The following is a 15,439-nucleotide window of genomic DNA, read 5'->3' on the forward strand; positions in this document are numbered from 1 at the left end:
GGCCATGCTCATGCGGCCTCCCCCACGGATTCGTCCGCCAGGTCGCGCCGGTGTGTCTGCGCCAGCTGTTCGAGCGCGACCGCGTCTGCGCTGGCCTCGCGCAACACGGCAGCGAGCGCCGCGGGCGTCGGGTGGTCGAACACCACGCCGGCCGCCACCTCGACCTGCAGCAGCTTTCGGATGCGCGCCACCAGCTTGATGACCTGCAGCGAGTGGCCGCCGAGTTCGAAGAAGTCGTCTTCCACGCCGACCGGCCCGCTACCCAGCAGCGTGGCCATGCCGTCGGCGAGCAGCGCTTCGAGCGCATCGCGCGGCGCCGCGATAAGGCGTTGTGGTGCCTCGGCCGGGGCCGATGCCGCCAGCGCGAGCCGGTCGATCTTGCCGTTCGGCAGGCGCGCGAACGCGCTCACCGCCGTGCAGCTCGCGGGCACCATGTGCGCGGGCAGCAGCGCGGCCAGTTGTTCGCGCAGCGCGCGCCCGTCGGCCGCCTCGCTGTCGCCAACGAAGAAGGCGGCGAGCGTGGTTGCACCGGCCACGTCGGACACGGCCAGCACGACCGCCTGGCGCACGCCGGGCCGCGCCAGCAGCGCCGCCTCGACCTCGGCCGGCTCGACGCGGTAGCCGTGGACCTTCACTTGGTGATCGGCACGCCCCGCAAGCCGCAGCCCGCCTTCGGGCAGCACCCAGGCGAGATCGCCTGTGCGGTAGAGCCGCTCACCGGCGCGGAACGGGTCGGCGACGAACACGTCAGCATTCGCGCGGTTCAGGTAGCCGCGGCACAGCTGCGCGCCGCCGATGTAGACCTCGCCCAACCCACCGGCCGGCACGAGGCCGCTCGTCGCATCGAGCACGCGCACGCAGTTGTTCGCGAGCACGCGCGTCAGCGGCAGCTGTTCGGGCACGGGCGCACCGGCCTCGACGGCATGCACCAAGACGCCGACCGTGGCCTCCGTCGGCCCGTAGTGGTTGTAGACCGCGCACTGCGGCGCCAGCCGCGCGATGCGCTCGACCAGCGCGCGCGGCGCGGTCTCGCCGCCCAGCACCAGCGTGCGCGGCAGGCAGGGCGTGGCGCCTTCGAGCAGCGCTTCGAGGTGCGAGGGAACGATCTTCAGCGCGTCGATGGCGTGTGCGCGCATGAAGCGCGCGAAGGCCTCTGCGTCTTTCGCCTCGTGCGGCGCCGCCACGACGAGGCAGGCGCCGTTGTAGAACGCGCCGAACAGCGCGGTGTTGCCGAGGTCGGCCGCCACCGAGCTGGTGAGCGCCCAGCGGCGGCAGGTGTCGAGTTGCATCGCCGCAGAAGCGGCCGCCACGTAGTTCTGCAGCGCGCCCTGCTCCACGGCCACGCCCTTGGGCGCGCCGGTGGAGCCGGAGGTGTAGAGCACATAGGCGAGGTCGCTCGGTGCGGCGACGTACAAAGCGGATTGCGTCTCGGGCAACGTTGCCGCGTCGGGCAGCGCCGCGTCGATGGTGAAGACAGGCTGCGCATCGGCGAGCACCGCCGCGCGGCGCGCCTCGGGCCAGTCCGGGTCGAGCGGCAGGTAGGCGGCGCCCGCGCGCCAGACCGCGAGGATCGCGACCGGCAGGTCGAGCGCACGCGGCAGATTCAGCGCGACGATGGTGCCGGGTGTCACGCCGTGCCCTTGCAGCCAGTGGGCGACGCGGCCGATGCGGTGTTCGAGTTCGCCGTAGTTCAGGCGTTGGTCGCCAGCTTCGAGTGCGGGCGCCTCGGGCGTCTCGGCGGCCCAGTGGGCGATGCGTTGCGTAACGGTCTGCGTGCCGACATCGGCCACGGCTTCCTGCGACCGAAGCAGCAACTCACGCTCGCGCGGGCCGACCAGCGGCAGCGCGCCGAGCGTGGTGTCGGGGCGTTCGACGACAGCATTCAGCAGGCAGAGGTACTGCATCAGCAGGCGCTGCACCGCCACCTCGCTGTGGCGCGCGGCGTCGGCGTGCACTGACAGCGCGGCACCTTCAGCATCCCATGCGACTTGCAGGGCCAGTTCGAAAGCCGGCAGCGGCCCCGGCAGCGCGGCCAGTTGCCATTGCGGATCGACACCGTGGCGACGCGGGCGTTCGTGGCACGCGAAGCCGACCGCGAGGTGCGCGGAGATGGGCGGTGCTTCGACGGCCCAGTACTCCTGCGCCTCGACGTGCGCGGCCAGCGTGCCGTCGAAGTTTTCAAGCCAGTCGGTAAAGCGTGTTTCCGGCGCGGTCTCGACGATAAGCGGCAGCACCTTGTCGAACACGCCGACCGCGCCCTGCATCGGCGGGTAGTCGCGGCGGCAGTCGTGCTGCCAGCCAGCAGCGAAACGGCCGGTGCCGTCCAGGCGCGCGAGCAGCAGCCACCAGACGGCCTGCAGCAGCGTGTCGGGCTGTGCGCTCAGTGTGTCGGCGCAGGCGGCGATGCGGCTTGCGAAAGCGGCGTCGATGGATTCTTCGGCTTGCACGCGCGCGGCATGCTGCGAGACAACAGCCTGTCGACCGACGAGGCGCGGTGGCGCGAGCGTGGCGGCTTGCGCGAGGTAGCGCTGCCAGTAGGCACGGCCCTCGGCAGCGTCTTCGCCATCGAGCAGGTCCTGGCGCCAGGTCACGAAGCGCGCATACGGGAACACCTCGGCGGCATCGAAGGCGTGTTCGTCCGCGAAGGCCGTGGCGATCTGGTCGAACAGGTGCTGCAGGCTGCCCCGGTCGCCAACCCAGGCGTGAACGCAAAGCGCCAGCGTGTGGCGTGCTCCACCGGTGCGTGCGAGCCCGGCATGGACCATCTCGCCGCGCGCGATGTCCAGCGGCGCGGCTTGCATGTCCGCCAGCCATTGGGCCAGTGCGGCATCAGGCGCACCGCGCAGGTCTGCGTTCGCCCAGGCCAGCGGTGCCATGCCCGGGGTGTACTGCTGGCGCAGGCCGCGGTAGCCCGGCACGGCGCGGATGGCGCTGCACAGGGCGCCGTGCGCACCCAGCACGCGCGCCACCACGCCGCGCAGGCGCGCTGCGTCGAGCGCGCCCTCGATGTCGGCGCGCAGCAGCAGGCGCGGCGCATCGGCCGGCACCGCGCGTTGTTCGGGGCTCAGCGGGAAGGTCATGTCGTCGAAGTGGCCGGTCATGGTCGTCATTTCAGTCATGCGTCCTGCGCGTCGGTCAGGCGGGCATCGGCGCTGCGCGCGCCGTCGTCGAGCGCGGCGCGGTCGAACATCGCGCCCATCGCCACCACGATCTTTCGCGGGCCCTCGAAGGGGTCGCGTGCATGGGCGGCGAGCATGTTGTCGAGCATCACGACGTCACCCTGGCGCCAGTCGAAGCGCACGGCGCAGGCCTCGTAGGCTTCGCCGACGATGGCCATGGTGTCGTCGGCGATGGGCGAACCGTCGCCGTAGGTCACGTGGCGCGGCAGGCGCTCGACGCCGCCCATGTCCAGCAGGTCTTCGCGCACCTGTGCCTCGAGGCAGGCGACGTGGTGCAGCTGCACCTGGTTGAAGAACACGCGCTCGCCGGTCAGCGGATGGCGAATCACGGCGGGGCAGCGGGTGCGCGTCTGCAACGTGTCGCCGTCGAACCAGCGCCATTCGATGCCGGTGGCGGCCAGGCGCGCCTCGACGTCTTCGCGGCGCTCGGTCTTGTAGAAGTCCTGCCAGCTCACGTCCAGGCCGGGCGTGAAGGTGCGCACGTACTGCAGGCCCTTGCGCTCGAATTCGGCCGCCACGTCGGCCGGCAGGCGGCGCAGCATCTCGCGGCAGTCGACGATGGGCGTGGCGCCGCCCACGGGCGACGGCAGCTCGCAGAAGAACCACTGCTTGCGCGGCCAGCGGTCCAGGTGCGCGCTCTCGTTGTGGAACAGGATCATCTGGCGCTCGGGGTACGGCGTGGAGCGGTAGGTCTTCTTGCCGCCCTCCTTCTTCGGCAGGTCGCCGTAGCTACCGTACAGCTCGGGCTCGATGGCCTCGGCAAAGGCCTCGAAGTCCTGCGGGGTCTTCAGGCCGAAGTCGCGGAACAGGATGCCGCCGTGCCTGGCGACCAGCATCTCGATGTAGTCGGCCTGGCCCTTGGCCCAGGCCACAGTGTCGAGCTCGGGGCTGGTGGCCTGCAGCACGATGGGAAACTCGGCGCCGGGTTTCAGGAACGAGGTCTGCACGGCGGGTCGCGCAGCGGCGCGCACGGGTGCGCGGCCGGCGCCCAGGGCATCGAGCTTTCCAAGTTTGCCGAGCTTGTCGAGCTTGTCGAGTTTCGAAGCCGGTCGGGCGTTGGGAGCGTGGGTCATCGCGATGGATTCCTGCAAGGGCATGGGGGCCAGCGCGTCGAGGGGCTGGCCGGGTGTGGCGACGATCCGCTCCAGCAGCGCGTGCCACGAAGCGGTGAAGGTTTCGACGGTCTCCCGCCGGTAGAGGTCGGTGGCGAACACCCACTCGGCGGTGAGCGCGCCGTCGTGTTCGCTGGCGAACACCGCCAGGTCGAACTTGGATTCGTTCATCTGCTGGGGCAGCACCTCGACCTCGGCGCCTTCGATGGCGAACCGGATCTCGGGTGTGTTCTGGAGCACGAAGAGCACCTGCACCAGCGGGTTGCGGTCGCGTGCGCGCGGCACGCCCGACAGCTCGACGATGCGGTCGAAGGGAACATCCTGGTGGTCCATCGCAGCCAGGGTGTCGGCCTTGGTGGCGGCCAGCCATTGCGAAAAATCGGTTGTTCCCTTCGCGCGACGCGAGCGCAGCGGTACCACGTTGACGAAGAAGCCCAGCAGCCCTTCGAGGTCCGGGTGGCCGCGGCCCGCGACGTCGGTGCCGATGACGATGTCGTCGGCGCCCGAAGCCTGGTGGAAGAACAGGAAGAACGACGACAGCAGCAGCGTGAACAGCGACGTGTCCGACGCCCGCGCGAGCGCGGAGAGCGATTGCGACAGCGCGGGCGACAGCGCGAGCCGCACCGAATCGCCGGCATGCGTGGGCACGGCCGGGCGCTGGTGGTCGGGCTTGATGCCCGAGGCCTGCGGTGCGCCCGCCAGCCGCTCACGCCAGAACGCGGCCTTCGGCGCAAAGCCGTCGGAGGCCAGCGCGCGCGCATACCAGGCGGCGTAGTCGGCGTACTGCACGGGCAGCGGTGCCAGTTGGAGGGGCTGGCCGCGCCGCGCACGCTCGTAGAACGCGGCCAGCTCGCGTGCGAACACGGCGATCGACCAGCCGTCGAACACGATGTGGTGCACCACGAGCACCAGCACATGCTCGCGCGCAGCCATGCGCACGACGGTGGCCTTGATGAGCGGGCCCTGGGCCAGTGCGAGCGGTGCGCGCACCAGTTCGTCGAACAGCTGGCCGTAGCGCGCGCTATCGTCGAGCGCGATCACTGAAATGTCGAGCGGCGCACCGGGGCGCACGAAGGCCATGGGTTCGCCCTCATCGTCTTCGGTGAACACGGTGCGCAGCACCTCGTGGCGCGCCACGATGGCGTCGATGGCGGCGCGCAGCGCATCGATATCGAGCTCGCCGTGCAACGCGAGGCCGGCCGACATGTTGTAGGCCGCACGCCCGCTGCGGTTGGCGGCGTCGGTGAGGCGGTCGACCAGCCAGAGGCGGCGCTGCATCGGCGACAGCGGCAGCGCACCGCCGCGCGCGACGGGCGTGATCTCCATCGCGCTGCGCTGCGGCGCGGTGGTGGTCGTGGCGACGCCGAGCCGCGCGGCCAGGCCGGCGATGGTCGGCGCCTTGAAGAACTCGCTGGGATGCAGCTCGGTCGCGTAGAGCTTGCGCACGCGCGACAGCAGCTGGATGGCGACGAGCGAATCGCCGCCGAGTTCGAACAGGTTGTCGTCCACGCCGATCGGTGCAATGCCCAGGCGCTCGGTCCAGAGCACGGCAAGCGCGGTCTCGACCTCGCCCTGCGGCGCGACGAACGGGGTCTGCAGCGCCGGCCGGGGATGCACCGAGCCTGCGGCAGCTGCCGGGGCCTCGTCGCCGAGCAGATCGAGCATGCCGTTGTCGAGCGGGCCCAGGCGCGTGGCCAGGTCGGCGGTCGAGATGACGGTCTGTACGCGCACCGGGCCGTTGACGATGCGCTCGAAGACGCGTGCGCCCTCGGGGCCTTCCATGCCGATGTCGCCGGGCACGTCCATGTGCGCGGCCATGCCCAGGCCGCGCCAGGCATCCCAGTTGACCGAGAACACGGGGAACGCGCCGAGCCGCTCATGCGCGACGGCCACGGCGTCGAGATAGGCGTTGGCGGCGGCGTAGTCGCTCATACCCAGGCCGCCGGCCACGCTGGAGATCGACGAGCACAGCAGCACGAAGTCCAGCGGCTGGCCGCGCAGCGCATCGAACAGCACGCGCGTGCCGCGCACCTTGGTCGCGAACACGGTGTCGACCTGCGCGCGCGTGCGCCCGGCCATCATGCCGCCGCCCGCGTCACCGGCCGCATGCACAACGCCGTGCAGCGGGCCGAAGCGATCGTTCGCTTGTGCGACGGCGGCGCGCATCGCGTCGGCGTCGGACACGTCGGCCGATACGGTGAGCACCTGCGCGCCGAGCGCTTCGAGTTCGAGCAGTTGCTGCAGCCGCAGCTTCAGCGCGGCGGGCGTGCTGTTGGCCGTCATCAGCGCGGGCCATTCGGCGCGCGCCGGCGGCGCGGTGCGACCAAGCAGCACCAGCCGCGCCTGCCACTGCACGGCCAGGTGCTTCGCCAGTGCCAGGCCGACGCCGCCGAGGCCGCCGGTGACGAGGTAGACGCCCTCGCGGCGCAGACGCGGCTGCGCGGCGGCGGCCAGCGTCGCGGGCGCGTAGGTCTTGGTCCAGCGGTGCGCGCCGCGGCAGGCCACGAGCGGCTCGCCGGGTTCGGCCTGCAGCGCTGCGGCCTCGGCCACGATCTGCGCGACCAGCCGGCCTTCGGCATCGCTTTCGGGCGCGGGCAGCACGACGTCGATCACGCGGCAATGCACGCGCGGATATTCCTGCCCGATCACCTTGCCGATGCCGCGCAGCGTCGCCTTCTCGGGGCACAGCGGCTCGGTGCCAGTGACGTCTTCGAGCTGATTGGCGACGACGGCCAACGGCAGGGTGCGGTCGCCGGCTTCGAGCGATTGCACGAGCGCGAGCAGGCTGAAGAAGCTGCGCTCGAGCAGCTCGGCCTGCGGCTGCTGCGCTGGCAGCGCCTCGTCAAGGCTCCAGAGGTGGTAGATGCCGGCGATGGCGCCGAAGTCGGCCGCGATCTCGGTCTGCAGACGGGCGTGGTCGTCGCGTGCGCCGGGGCGCAGCGTCCAGTGGCCATGGCCGGTGCGTTCGAAGGCGCTGCCGCGCTCGGCGAGCACCACCGTGCGGCCCTGCGCGCGCAGCTGCCGCACGAGGTGGCCCGTGAGGCTGCGGCTGTCGCCGAGCACGAGCAGGCAATCACTGGCACCGGCCGACGACGCGAGCGCCAGCGGCTCCGTGCGCCGCCACGAGGGCACATAGAACGCGTCGGGGTTGGTGCGCTGCGGCGCCTTCGCACCATCGGGGGCTTCCACCCAGTAGCGGCGGCGCTGGAACGGATACGCCGGCAGCGGCACCCGCCGACGTGCAGCACCCGCGCGGCAGACGGCCCAGTCGATGTCCACGCCCGCTACCCACAGCTGGGCCAGCGTCTGTGCGATCTGCTGCGCGTTGCGCGCCTGCTGCTGCGGGTGCGCCTGGCTGGCGAACACGCCGGCGGCGGTGTCGGCCAGCGGATGCTGGCGCGCGAGGCCCGCCAGTGTTTCGCCGGGACCGACTTCGAGCAGCACGCGGCCCGGCACCTGCAGCAAGGTGCGCACGCCGTCGACGAACTGCACCGTGCCGCGCAGGTGCCGCGCCCAGTAGTCGGGGCTCATGGCCTCCTCGGCGGTGATGAGCTGTCCCGTGACGTTGGAGACGAAGGGAATGGTCGGCGGCCGGCGCGGCACCGACGCGATGAGCGCCTCGAGCGGCGCGAGCAGCGGCTCGGTCATCGCCGAGTGCGAGGCGACCGACACATGCAGCCGACGCGGCAGGTGGCCCGCCGCGCGCAGCCGCGCTTCGACGGCCTCGACCGCTTCGCGCGGGCCGGAGATCACGCACAGCTGCTCGGCGTTGGCGGCGGCGAGGTCGCAGCCCGGTGCCAGGAACGGCGCGAGCGCGGCCTGCGACAGCGGCACGGCGGTCATCGCCCCGGGCGGCATCGACCGCAGCAGGCGGCCGCGCAGGGCCGCGACCCGCAGCGCGTCTTCGAGGCGAAACACGCCGGCCACGCAGGCAGCGACGTACTCGCCAAGGCTGTGGCCCATCATTACCGCGGGCCGCACGCCGCGGCGCATCCACTGCTGCGCCATCGCATATTCGACGACGAACAGCGCGGGTTGCGCGAGCGCGATGTCGAACAGCCGCGCATCGGCCTCGGCTTCGCCCCCGGGTGCGGGGAACAGTACGGTGCGCAGGTCGAAGCCCAGCTCAGGCTCCAGCAGCGCGCAGCAGCGGTCGATGTCGCCGCGGAAAGCCACGTCGTCTTGGTAGAGCGCGCGGCCCATCTGGGCGTGCTGCGTGCCGCCGCCAGGGAAGAGGAAGACCACCTCCGGCGCCTGCGCCGGCGCGGCGCGCACAGCCAGGCCTTCGCCTGCCGAGAGCATCTGCACGGCGCCTTCGACGTGGTCGGCCACGACCGCGCTGCGGTGATCGAAGGCGCGGCGGCCGGCCTGCAAGGTGTGGGCGATGTCGGTGAGCGGCAGTGCGGGGTGCACGCGCAGGTGCTCGGCGAGTTGCTGCGCGGCCTGGCGCGTGGCGGACGCGCTGCGTGTCGACAGTGGCAGCACCTGCCAGCCAGCCGCAGGGGTTGTCGCGACCACAGCCGGCGCCTCTTCGAGCACGACGTGCACGTTGGTGCCGCCGATGCCGAACGAGCTGACGCCCGCACGGCGCGGCGTGTCGCCCTCGGGCCACGGCCGCGCTTCGGTGCTCACACGAAACGGGCTGTTCGCGAAGTCGATCTGCGGATTCGGCTGCTCGAAATGCAGGCTCGGCGGCAGCGTGCGATGGCGCAGCGCCAGCGTCGCCTTGATGAGCCCGGCCACGCCGGCCGCCGCATCGAGGTGGCCGATGTTGGTCTTGACCGAGCCGATGGCGCAGTAGCCGCAGCGCCCGCCGTCGCCGCCGTCCGCACGGAAGGCCTGCGTGAGCGCGGCCAGCTCGATCGGGTCGCCCAGCGTGGTGCCGGTGCCGTGCGCCTCGACGTAGCCGACCGTGTGCGCGGGCACATCGGCCATCAGCTGCGCCGCGCGGATCGCGCCGGCCTGGCCCTGCACGCTCGGTGCGGTGAAGCCGATCTTGTCGGCGCCGTCGTTGTTGGCGGCCGTGCCCTTGATGACGGCGTGGATGGCGTCGCCGTCACGCAGTGCGTCGGCCAACCGGCGCAGCACGACGATGCCCGCGCCGCTGCCGATCACCGTGCCCGCGGCCTGGGCGTCGAAGGCGCGGCAGTGGCCGTCGGGCGAGAGGATGGCGCCGTTCTGGTAGCGGTAGCCGCCCTCTTGCAGCAGGTTGAGCCACACGCCGCCGGCCAGCGCCATGTCGCAGTCGTGGCTCAGCAGGCCCTGGCAGGCCATGTGCACGGCCACGAGCGAGGTCGAGCATTCGGTCTGCACGCTGACGGCCGGGCCGCGCAGGTCGAGCTTGTAGGCCACGCGCGTGCACAGCGAGCCAGCGGAGTTGCCGCTCATGAGGCCCAGCATGTCGGCGATGCCCGTGCTTGCGTCCACACCGAAGGCGGGCAGCAGGTGTTTCATGAGGTAGAGGTTGGGGCCATCGCCCGCGTAGACGCCGACCGGCGCCCCGCCCTTCGGGCCAGTCGGCCAGCCCGCGTGGTCCATCGCCTCCCAGGCGCATTCGAGAAAGATGCGCTGCTGCGGATCGAGGTGCTCGGCCTCGCGCGGCGAGTAGCCGAAGAAGCCGGCGTCGAAGCGGTCGAAGCCGTCGAGCAGCACACCGGCCTTCACGTAGTCGGGGTCGGCCAGTGCGCGCTCGGGCACGCCGCGCGCGCGCAGTTCGTCGTCGCTGAAGGCCGTGACCGACTCGACTCCGTCGCGGATGTTGCGCCAGAAGGCGTCCACGTCGGGCGCGCCGGGAAAGCGACCGGCCATGCCGACGATGGCGATCTCGAGGCCCGTGGTTTCGGGGGAAAGCGGGGTGTCGTCTTGCGCGTGCATCAGAGGGTTCTTTCCGTGGGTCGGCGGCGCTGCAGCAGGGCCGCGCGCTGTTGCTGCGCGCGCTGCTTCGCCAGTGCGGCGGCGTCGTCGTTGGCAGCGGCGGGGCCGCGCGCGAGCTGTTCGATGTGCCGGGCCAGCGCGCCGACGGTCGGGTACTTGAAGAGATCGACCACCGCGAGGCCCGGCTGCAGGCGGTCTTCCACCAGCCGGTGCATGCGGATCACAAGCAGCGAGTTGCCGCCGAGGTCGAAGAAGTTGTCGTGCAGGCCGACCTTTTCGACCTTGAGCAGCTCGGCCCAGATCGTGGCCACTGTCTGGGCGACGTCGCCCCGGGGCGCTTCGTAGCCTTGCGTGCCAGCGGCGGCCGGCGCTGGCAACGCGCGGCGATCGACCTTGCCGTTGGCGGCGAGCGGGAGGCTGTCGAGCACCATCAGCGCCGAAGGCACCATGTAGTCGGGCAGCGCCTGCGCCAGTCGCGTCTTGAGCGTGGTTGCGTCCAGCGATGCGCCCGCGGCCGCCGCGACGTAGGCAACGAGCGACGGGCCGGCCACGCTCTCGTGCAGGCATACCAGCGCCTCGCGCACGTCGGGCTGCTCGCGCAAGCACGCCTCGACCTCGCCAAGCTCGATGCGGAAGCCCCGCACCTTCACCTGGTGGTCGAGCCGTTCGAGGTAGTCGAGCTGGCCATCGGCGCGCCATCGCACGAGGTCGCCGGTGCGGTACAGCCGCCCGCCTGCGGCATCGAACGGGTCGGCCACGAAGCGCTCGGCCGTGAGTGCCGCGCGCCCGAGGTAGCCACGCGCGAGGCCTTCGCCGCCGAGGTACAGCTCGCCGGGAACACCGTGCGGCACCGGCTGCAGGTCGGCATCGAGCACATGGGCGGTGCGGCGGCCGACCGGGCGGCCGATGGGGGCGTAGCCCTGCACGATGGCCTCGGCCCGCGCAGACCACAGCATCGGCGTGATCACGGCCTCGGTTGGGCCATAGGCATTCACGACGCTTGCGGGGCGCAGCACGCGTCGGATCAGCGCGAGGTCTTCGCCGGTCCAGGCTTCCCCGCCAAAGAGCGCGAGACGCACGGCGTGCTGGAACGGCGGCCGGTCTTGCAGCAGCTGGCGCGCGTAGGCCGGCGGCAGGTCGACCACGCTGACGCGGTGGCGTTGCAGCAAGGCGTCGAGTTCGCTGGCGAGCGAGCACCACTGCGGCTGAAGCACCAGCGCGGCGCCGGTGGCCAGCGGCAGCAGGCACTGTTCAATGGCCGCATCGACGTGAGGCAGCGCGAACTGCAGCGATCGATCGTCCGCCGTGAAGCCGCAGGTGTCGGCCATGGCCTGGAGGTGCATCGACAGCGCGCCGTGTGCGACCGCCACGCCCTTGGGACGGCCGGTGGTGCCCGAGGTATGGATCACGTAGGCCAGGTGACCGTCTTGCAGCGCGACCTTCGGAGCCTCGTTCGGCTCGTCGCCGAGCGATGCGTCATCGATTGCGAGGCGCGCGATGGCATCGCCCTCGCCCACCGAACTTTGGCTGCCCGTCAGCAGCAGCGCTGCGCTGCTGTCGGTCAGCAGTTGCGACAGCCGCTGCGGCGGGTGCGACGGGTCCATCGGCAGGTAGGTGCCGCCGGCCTTCAGTACGGCAAGCAGGCTGGCGACACGATCGACCGGGGCATCAACGGCCACGGCGACCAGCGTGTCGGGGCGCACGCCGTGGCGCAGCAGGCGGTGCGCGAGGCGGTTGGAGCGACGGTCCAGTTCGGCGTAGGAGATTTCGGTGTCGCCGGCAATCAGCGCGACGGCATCTGGCGCGCGGCGGACGTGCGCTTCGAAGAGTCGGTGGGCGGGCGTCGCTGCGGGTGCGAGCGACGTTCCCGTGCCCCAGGTATGCAGTTGCGCTTGTTCTTCGGCGGCAAGCCACGGCGCATCGCCGACAGCACCGGCCGGGTCTGTTGTCAACGCCTCGAGCAGCGCGCGGTAGTGCGCAGCCATGCGCGCAACCGTCGCGGCATCGAACAGCTCGGCTGCGGTGGTGAGCACCGCGCGCACCTCGCCGTCGGCGCGCTCGCGGATGTCGAGCGCGAGCTCGCACTGCGCGGCGCTGTCCTCCATGCGGTACTCCTCCACCGCCAGGCCCGGCAGGCCGCGCAGCACGGCCGCGTCTTCGCGCAGCAGGTTGAACATGACCTGGAACAGCGGGTTGTGGCTCAGGCTGCGCTGCGGTTGCAGGGCGTCCACGAGTTGTTCGAACGGCAGGTCCTGGTGGGCCTGCGCGCCGAGCGCGGCCTCGCGCGTCTGCGCGAGCAGTTGCGCGAACGGGGTGCGGCCGCTCAGCGTGGCGCGCAGCACCTGCGTGTTGACGAAGAAGCCGATGAGGCCCGTGGTCTCGGGGCGATGGCGATTGGCGACGGGCACGCCAACGCGCACATCGGGCTGGCCCGTGTAGCGGTGCAGCAGCGCCTGGAAGCCCGCGAGCAGCACCATGAACAGCGTGGCGCCATGCGCCTGCGCGGTGGCGTGCAGGCGCGCGACGAGGGCCGCGTCGAGCTCGAAGGCATGCGAAGCCGCGCGGTAGTTCGCGACCGCGTGGCGGGGGCGGTCCGTGGGCAGGGCCAGCACGGGGTGCGTGTCGCCGAGTTGGGTGCGCCAGTAGGTCAGTTGGCGTTCGGCTTCGCCCGCGGCGAGCCAGTCGCGTTGCCAGGCGGCGTAGTCGGCGTACTGGATCCGCGGGGCTGCGAACGACGGCGTTTCGCCTTTCGCGCGTGCGGCATAGGCCGCACCGAACTCGTCGAGCAGCAGCTGCAGCGAGGCACCGTCGGACACGATGTGGTGCGTGACGATCGCGAGGATGTGGCGCTCGTCGCCGAGCTGGAGCCACGCGGCCCGCAGCACGGGGCCGGCCGCGAGGTCGAAAGGTTCGGCCTGCAGCCTGCGCGTGTGCGCAGCGGCCACGCTTTCGCGGTCGTCGGCCGGCAACGCGCGCAGATCGATGCGGGTGAGGGCCAGCGGTGCGGTCGGCAGCACCTGTTGGCCGACCGTGCCGTCGGCCGCCGTGCGGAACACGGTGCGCAGGCTCTCGTGACCTGCGAGCAGGCCTTCGAGGGCCGCCTTCAGTGCATCGGCATGCAACGCGCCCGACAGGCGCAGCGCCACGCCCACGTGGTACGCGCTGTTCTTCGGATCGAGCTGCCACAGGAACCACTGGCGCGCCTGCGCATGCGACAGCGCGAGCAGCCCCGCGCGGCGGTCGGCCGGCAGGGCTGGAATCGGCTGGTGCACGCGGCGCTGGCCAAGCGCCAGCACGCGCCGCACTTCGCGCGCGAAGTCGCCCAGACGCGGTTGCTCGAACAGCGCGCGCAGCGGAAAGTCGATGTCCCAGCGCTCGCCGATGCGCGCGGCCGCCTGCGTGGCGGCGAGCGAGTTGCCGCCGTGGGTGAAAAAGTGCGCGTCGCGCGCCAGCGGTCGTTCGGCGGGGCGGCGCAGCACCTCGTGCCAGATCGTGGACAGGGCCCGCTCGACATCGTCGAGCAAGGTTTCGGAAGGGTCGACTGCAGGCGCGCCGCCGCCCAGCACGAACGCCCCGTGGGCGTAGATCGCATAGGCGTCGGCCGTGCGATCGATCCAGCCCTGGCGGCAGGCGCTGCGCTGCAGCTTGCCGCTCGTGGTTTTCGGCAAGCCGCCCGGATTGAGCAGCATCACGACCGACAGCGGCTCGCCGCACTGTTCGCTCACGGCGGCGCTCAGCGCCTCGACCAGCACCTCGGGGCGCACCAGCTTCTGGATTCTGCGCGACACCTCGGCCGCCAGGCCGATGCCCTCGCCTTCCGGCCCGTCGACCGCGAAGGCCGCGACGCGGCCCTTGCGCACGGCTTCGACCTCGCGCTCCACTTCGCGCTCGATGTCCTGCGGGTACAGGTTGTGGCCGCGCACGATGACCATGTCCTTGATGCGTCCGGCCACATACAACTGGCCCTCGTGCACGAAGCCCAGGTCGCCGGTGCGCAGCCAGCGCGCGCCCTCGTGCTCGACGAAGGTCTTCTGCGACACCTCGGGCTTGTTCCAGTAACCGCTGCCCAGGCTCGGACCCGAGGCCCATATTTCACCGACGCCCCCCTCCGCGCGGACTGCCAGCGTGGCCGGATCGACGATGCGCACCGCGTGGTGCGCCACCGATCGACCGCAACCGACGAGCACGGCGCCCTCGTCGTCGCGCACCACGGCTCCCTGTGCCAGGCGGGCCTTGTCGAAGCTGTGCGCGACCATGCCGGTGCCGCGGTGTCCGCCCGTGACGAACAGCGTCGACTCGGCGAGGCCGTAGCACGGGTAGGCCGCCTCGGCCGGAAAGCCCGCGGGCGCGAAGCGTTGCTGGAACGCGCGCAGCGTGTCGGCGCGCACCGGCTCGGCGCCCGAGAACGCGAGGCGCCAGCACGACAGGTCGAGCGTGGCCAGTTGCGCATCGGACACCCGGTCGAGGCACAGGCGGTAGGCGAAGTCGGGCCCGCCGCTGACGGTCGCGCGCAGCCGCGACACGGCCTCGAGCCAGCGCACGGGCCGCTCGAGGAAGTAGCGCGGCGACATCAGCGCCACGACCGCGCCGCGATGCATCGGCTGCAGCAGGCCGCCGATAAGGCCCATGTCGTGGTTCAGCGGCAGCCAGGTGACGAAGGTGTCGCTGGGGCTGACCGAAAGGCCTTCCTCAATCGCGCGCATATTGGCCATCAGGTTCGCATGCGTGACCATGACGCCCTTGGGCGCCGAGGTGGAACCGGAGGTGTATTGCAGGAACGCGATGTCGGTGGCGGCCGGCGTGTGCGGGCGCCATGCGTCGGCACCCGTGGCGTCGATTGCGTCGACGGCGATGAACACGGCCTGCGCGAAGGCAGCGTCTGCGCCGGCCACCGCGTCGCGGATGGTGGCGTGGGTCAGCACGCAGCAGGCGCCCGCGTCGGCGGCGATGCCTTCGAGCTTGCCCAGGTGGCGCTTGCGCGTGGACTCGGGCGGGAACACCGGCACGGCGACGAGGCCTGCGTAGAGGCAGGCGAAGAAGCTGACAACGTAGTCGTCGCTGTTGTCCAACATGATGAGCGCGCGGCCACCGGATGCGAAAGTCTGCTGCAGGTGCGCCGCCAAGCCGCGCACGCGTGCATCGAGCGTGCGGTAGCTGATGGGCGTGTCGAGCGCGCTGCCAGCGCGATCGGTGATGGCGATCAATGCGACGTCGTCGGGTCGCTGCGTGGCGAGGCTGCGCAGATGGGTCACGAAGTCCACGGGATGCATCGGG

Annotated in this window: 3 protein-coding genes; all 3 read right to left on the reverse strand. The window is 71.6% G+C overall.

Features of this window, described 5'->3' with window-relative positions; genetic code table 11:
* Window positions 1-8 precede the first annotated feature (8 nt).
* Genes AC3A6J_RS01465 through AC3A6J_RS01475 form a run of 3 tightly spaced genes read right to left on the reverse strand, consistent with a single transcriptional unit; the run spans window position 9 to window position 15,435 of the window.
* Complete coding sequence (locus AC3A6J_RS01465; protein WP_487858117.1) at window positions 9-3,110, reverse strand: non-ribosomal peptide synthetase; 3,102 nt, start codon at window positions 3,108-3,110, stop codon at window positions 9-11.
* A 5-nt stretch (window positions 3,111-3,115) separates the two neighbouring features.
* Window positions 3,116-10,165 (reverse strand): SDR family NAD(P)-dependent oxidoreductase, encoded by a 7,050-nt coding sequence (locus AC3A6J_RS01470; RefSeq protein WP_487858118.1) that lies wholly within the window; start codon window positions 10,163-10,165, stop codon window positions 3,116-3,118.
* The gene (locus AC3A6J_RS01475) at window positions 10,165-15,435 is read right to left on the reverse strand and encodes an amino acid adenylation domain-containing protein (protein WP_487858621.1); all 5,271 of its coding nucleotides are present in this window, start codon (window positions 15,433-15,435) and stop codon (window positions 10,165-10,167) included. The genes AC3A6J_RS01470 and AC3A6J_RS01475 overlap by 1 nt, the downstream gene beginning before the upstream one ends.
* Window positions 15,436-15,439: the final 4 nt, after the last annotated feature.

Source organism: Variovorax sp. Soil_C_39, from assembly GCF_057656815.1.

Bases quoted from the DNA above. Each gene is read 5' to 3' on its own strand.
- AC3A6J_RS01465 (WP_487858117.1), bottom strand. From the start codon at position 3,110: ATGACGACCATGACCGGCCACTTCGACGACATGACCTTCCCGCTGAGC.
- AC3A6J_RS01470 (WP_487858118.1), bottom strand. From the start codon at position 10,165: ATGCACGCGCAAGACGACACCCCGCTTTCCCCCGAAACCACGGGCCTC.
- AC3A6J_RS01475 (WP_487858621.1), bottom strand. From the start codon at position 15,435: ATGCATCCCGTGGACTTCGTGACCCATCTGCGCAGCCTCGCCACGCAG.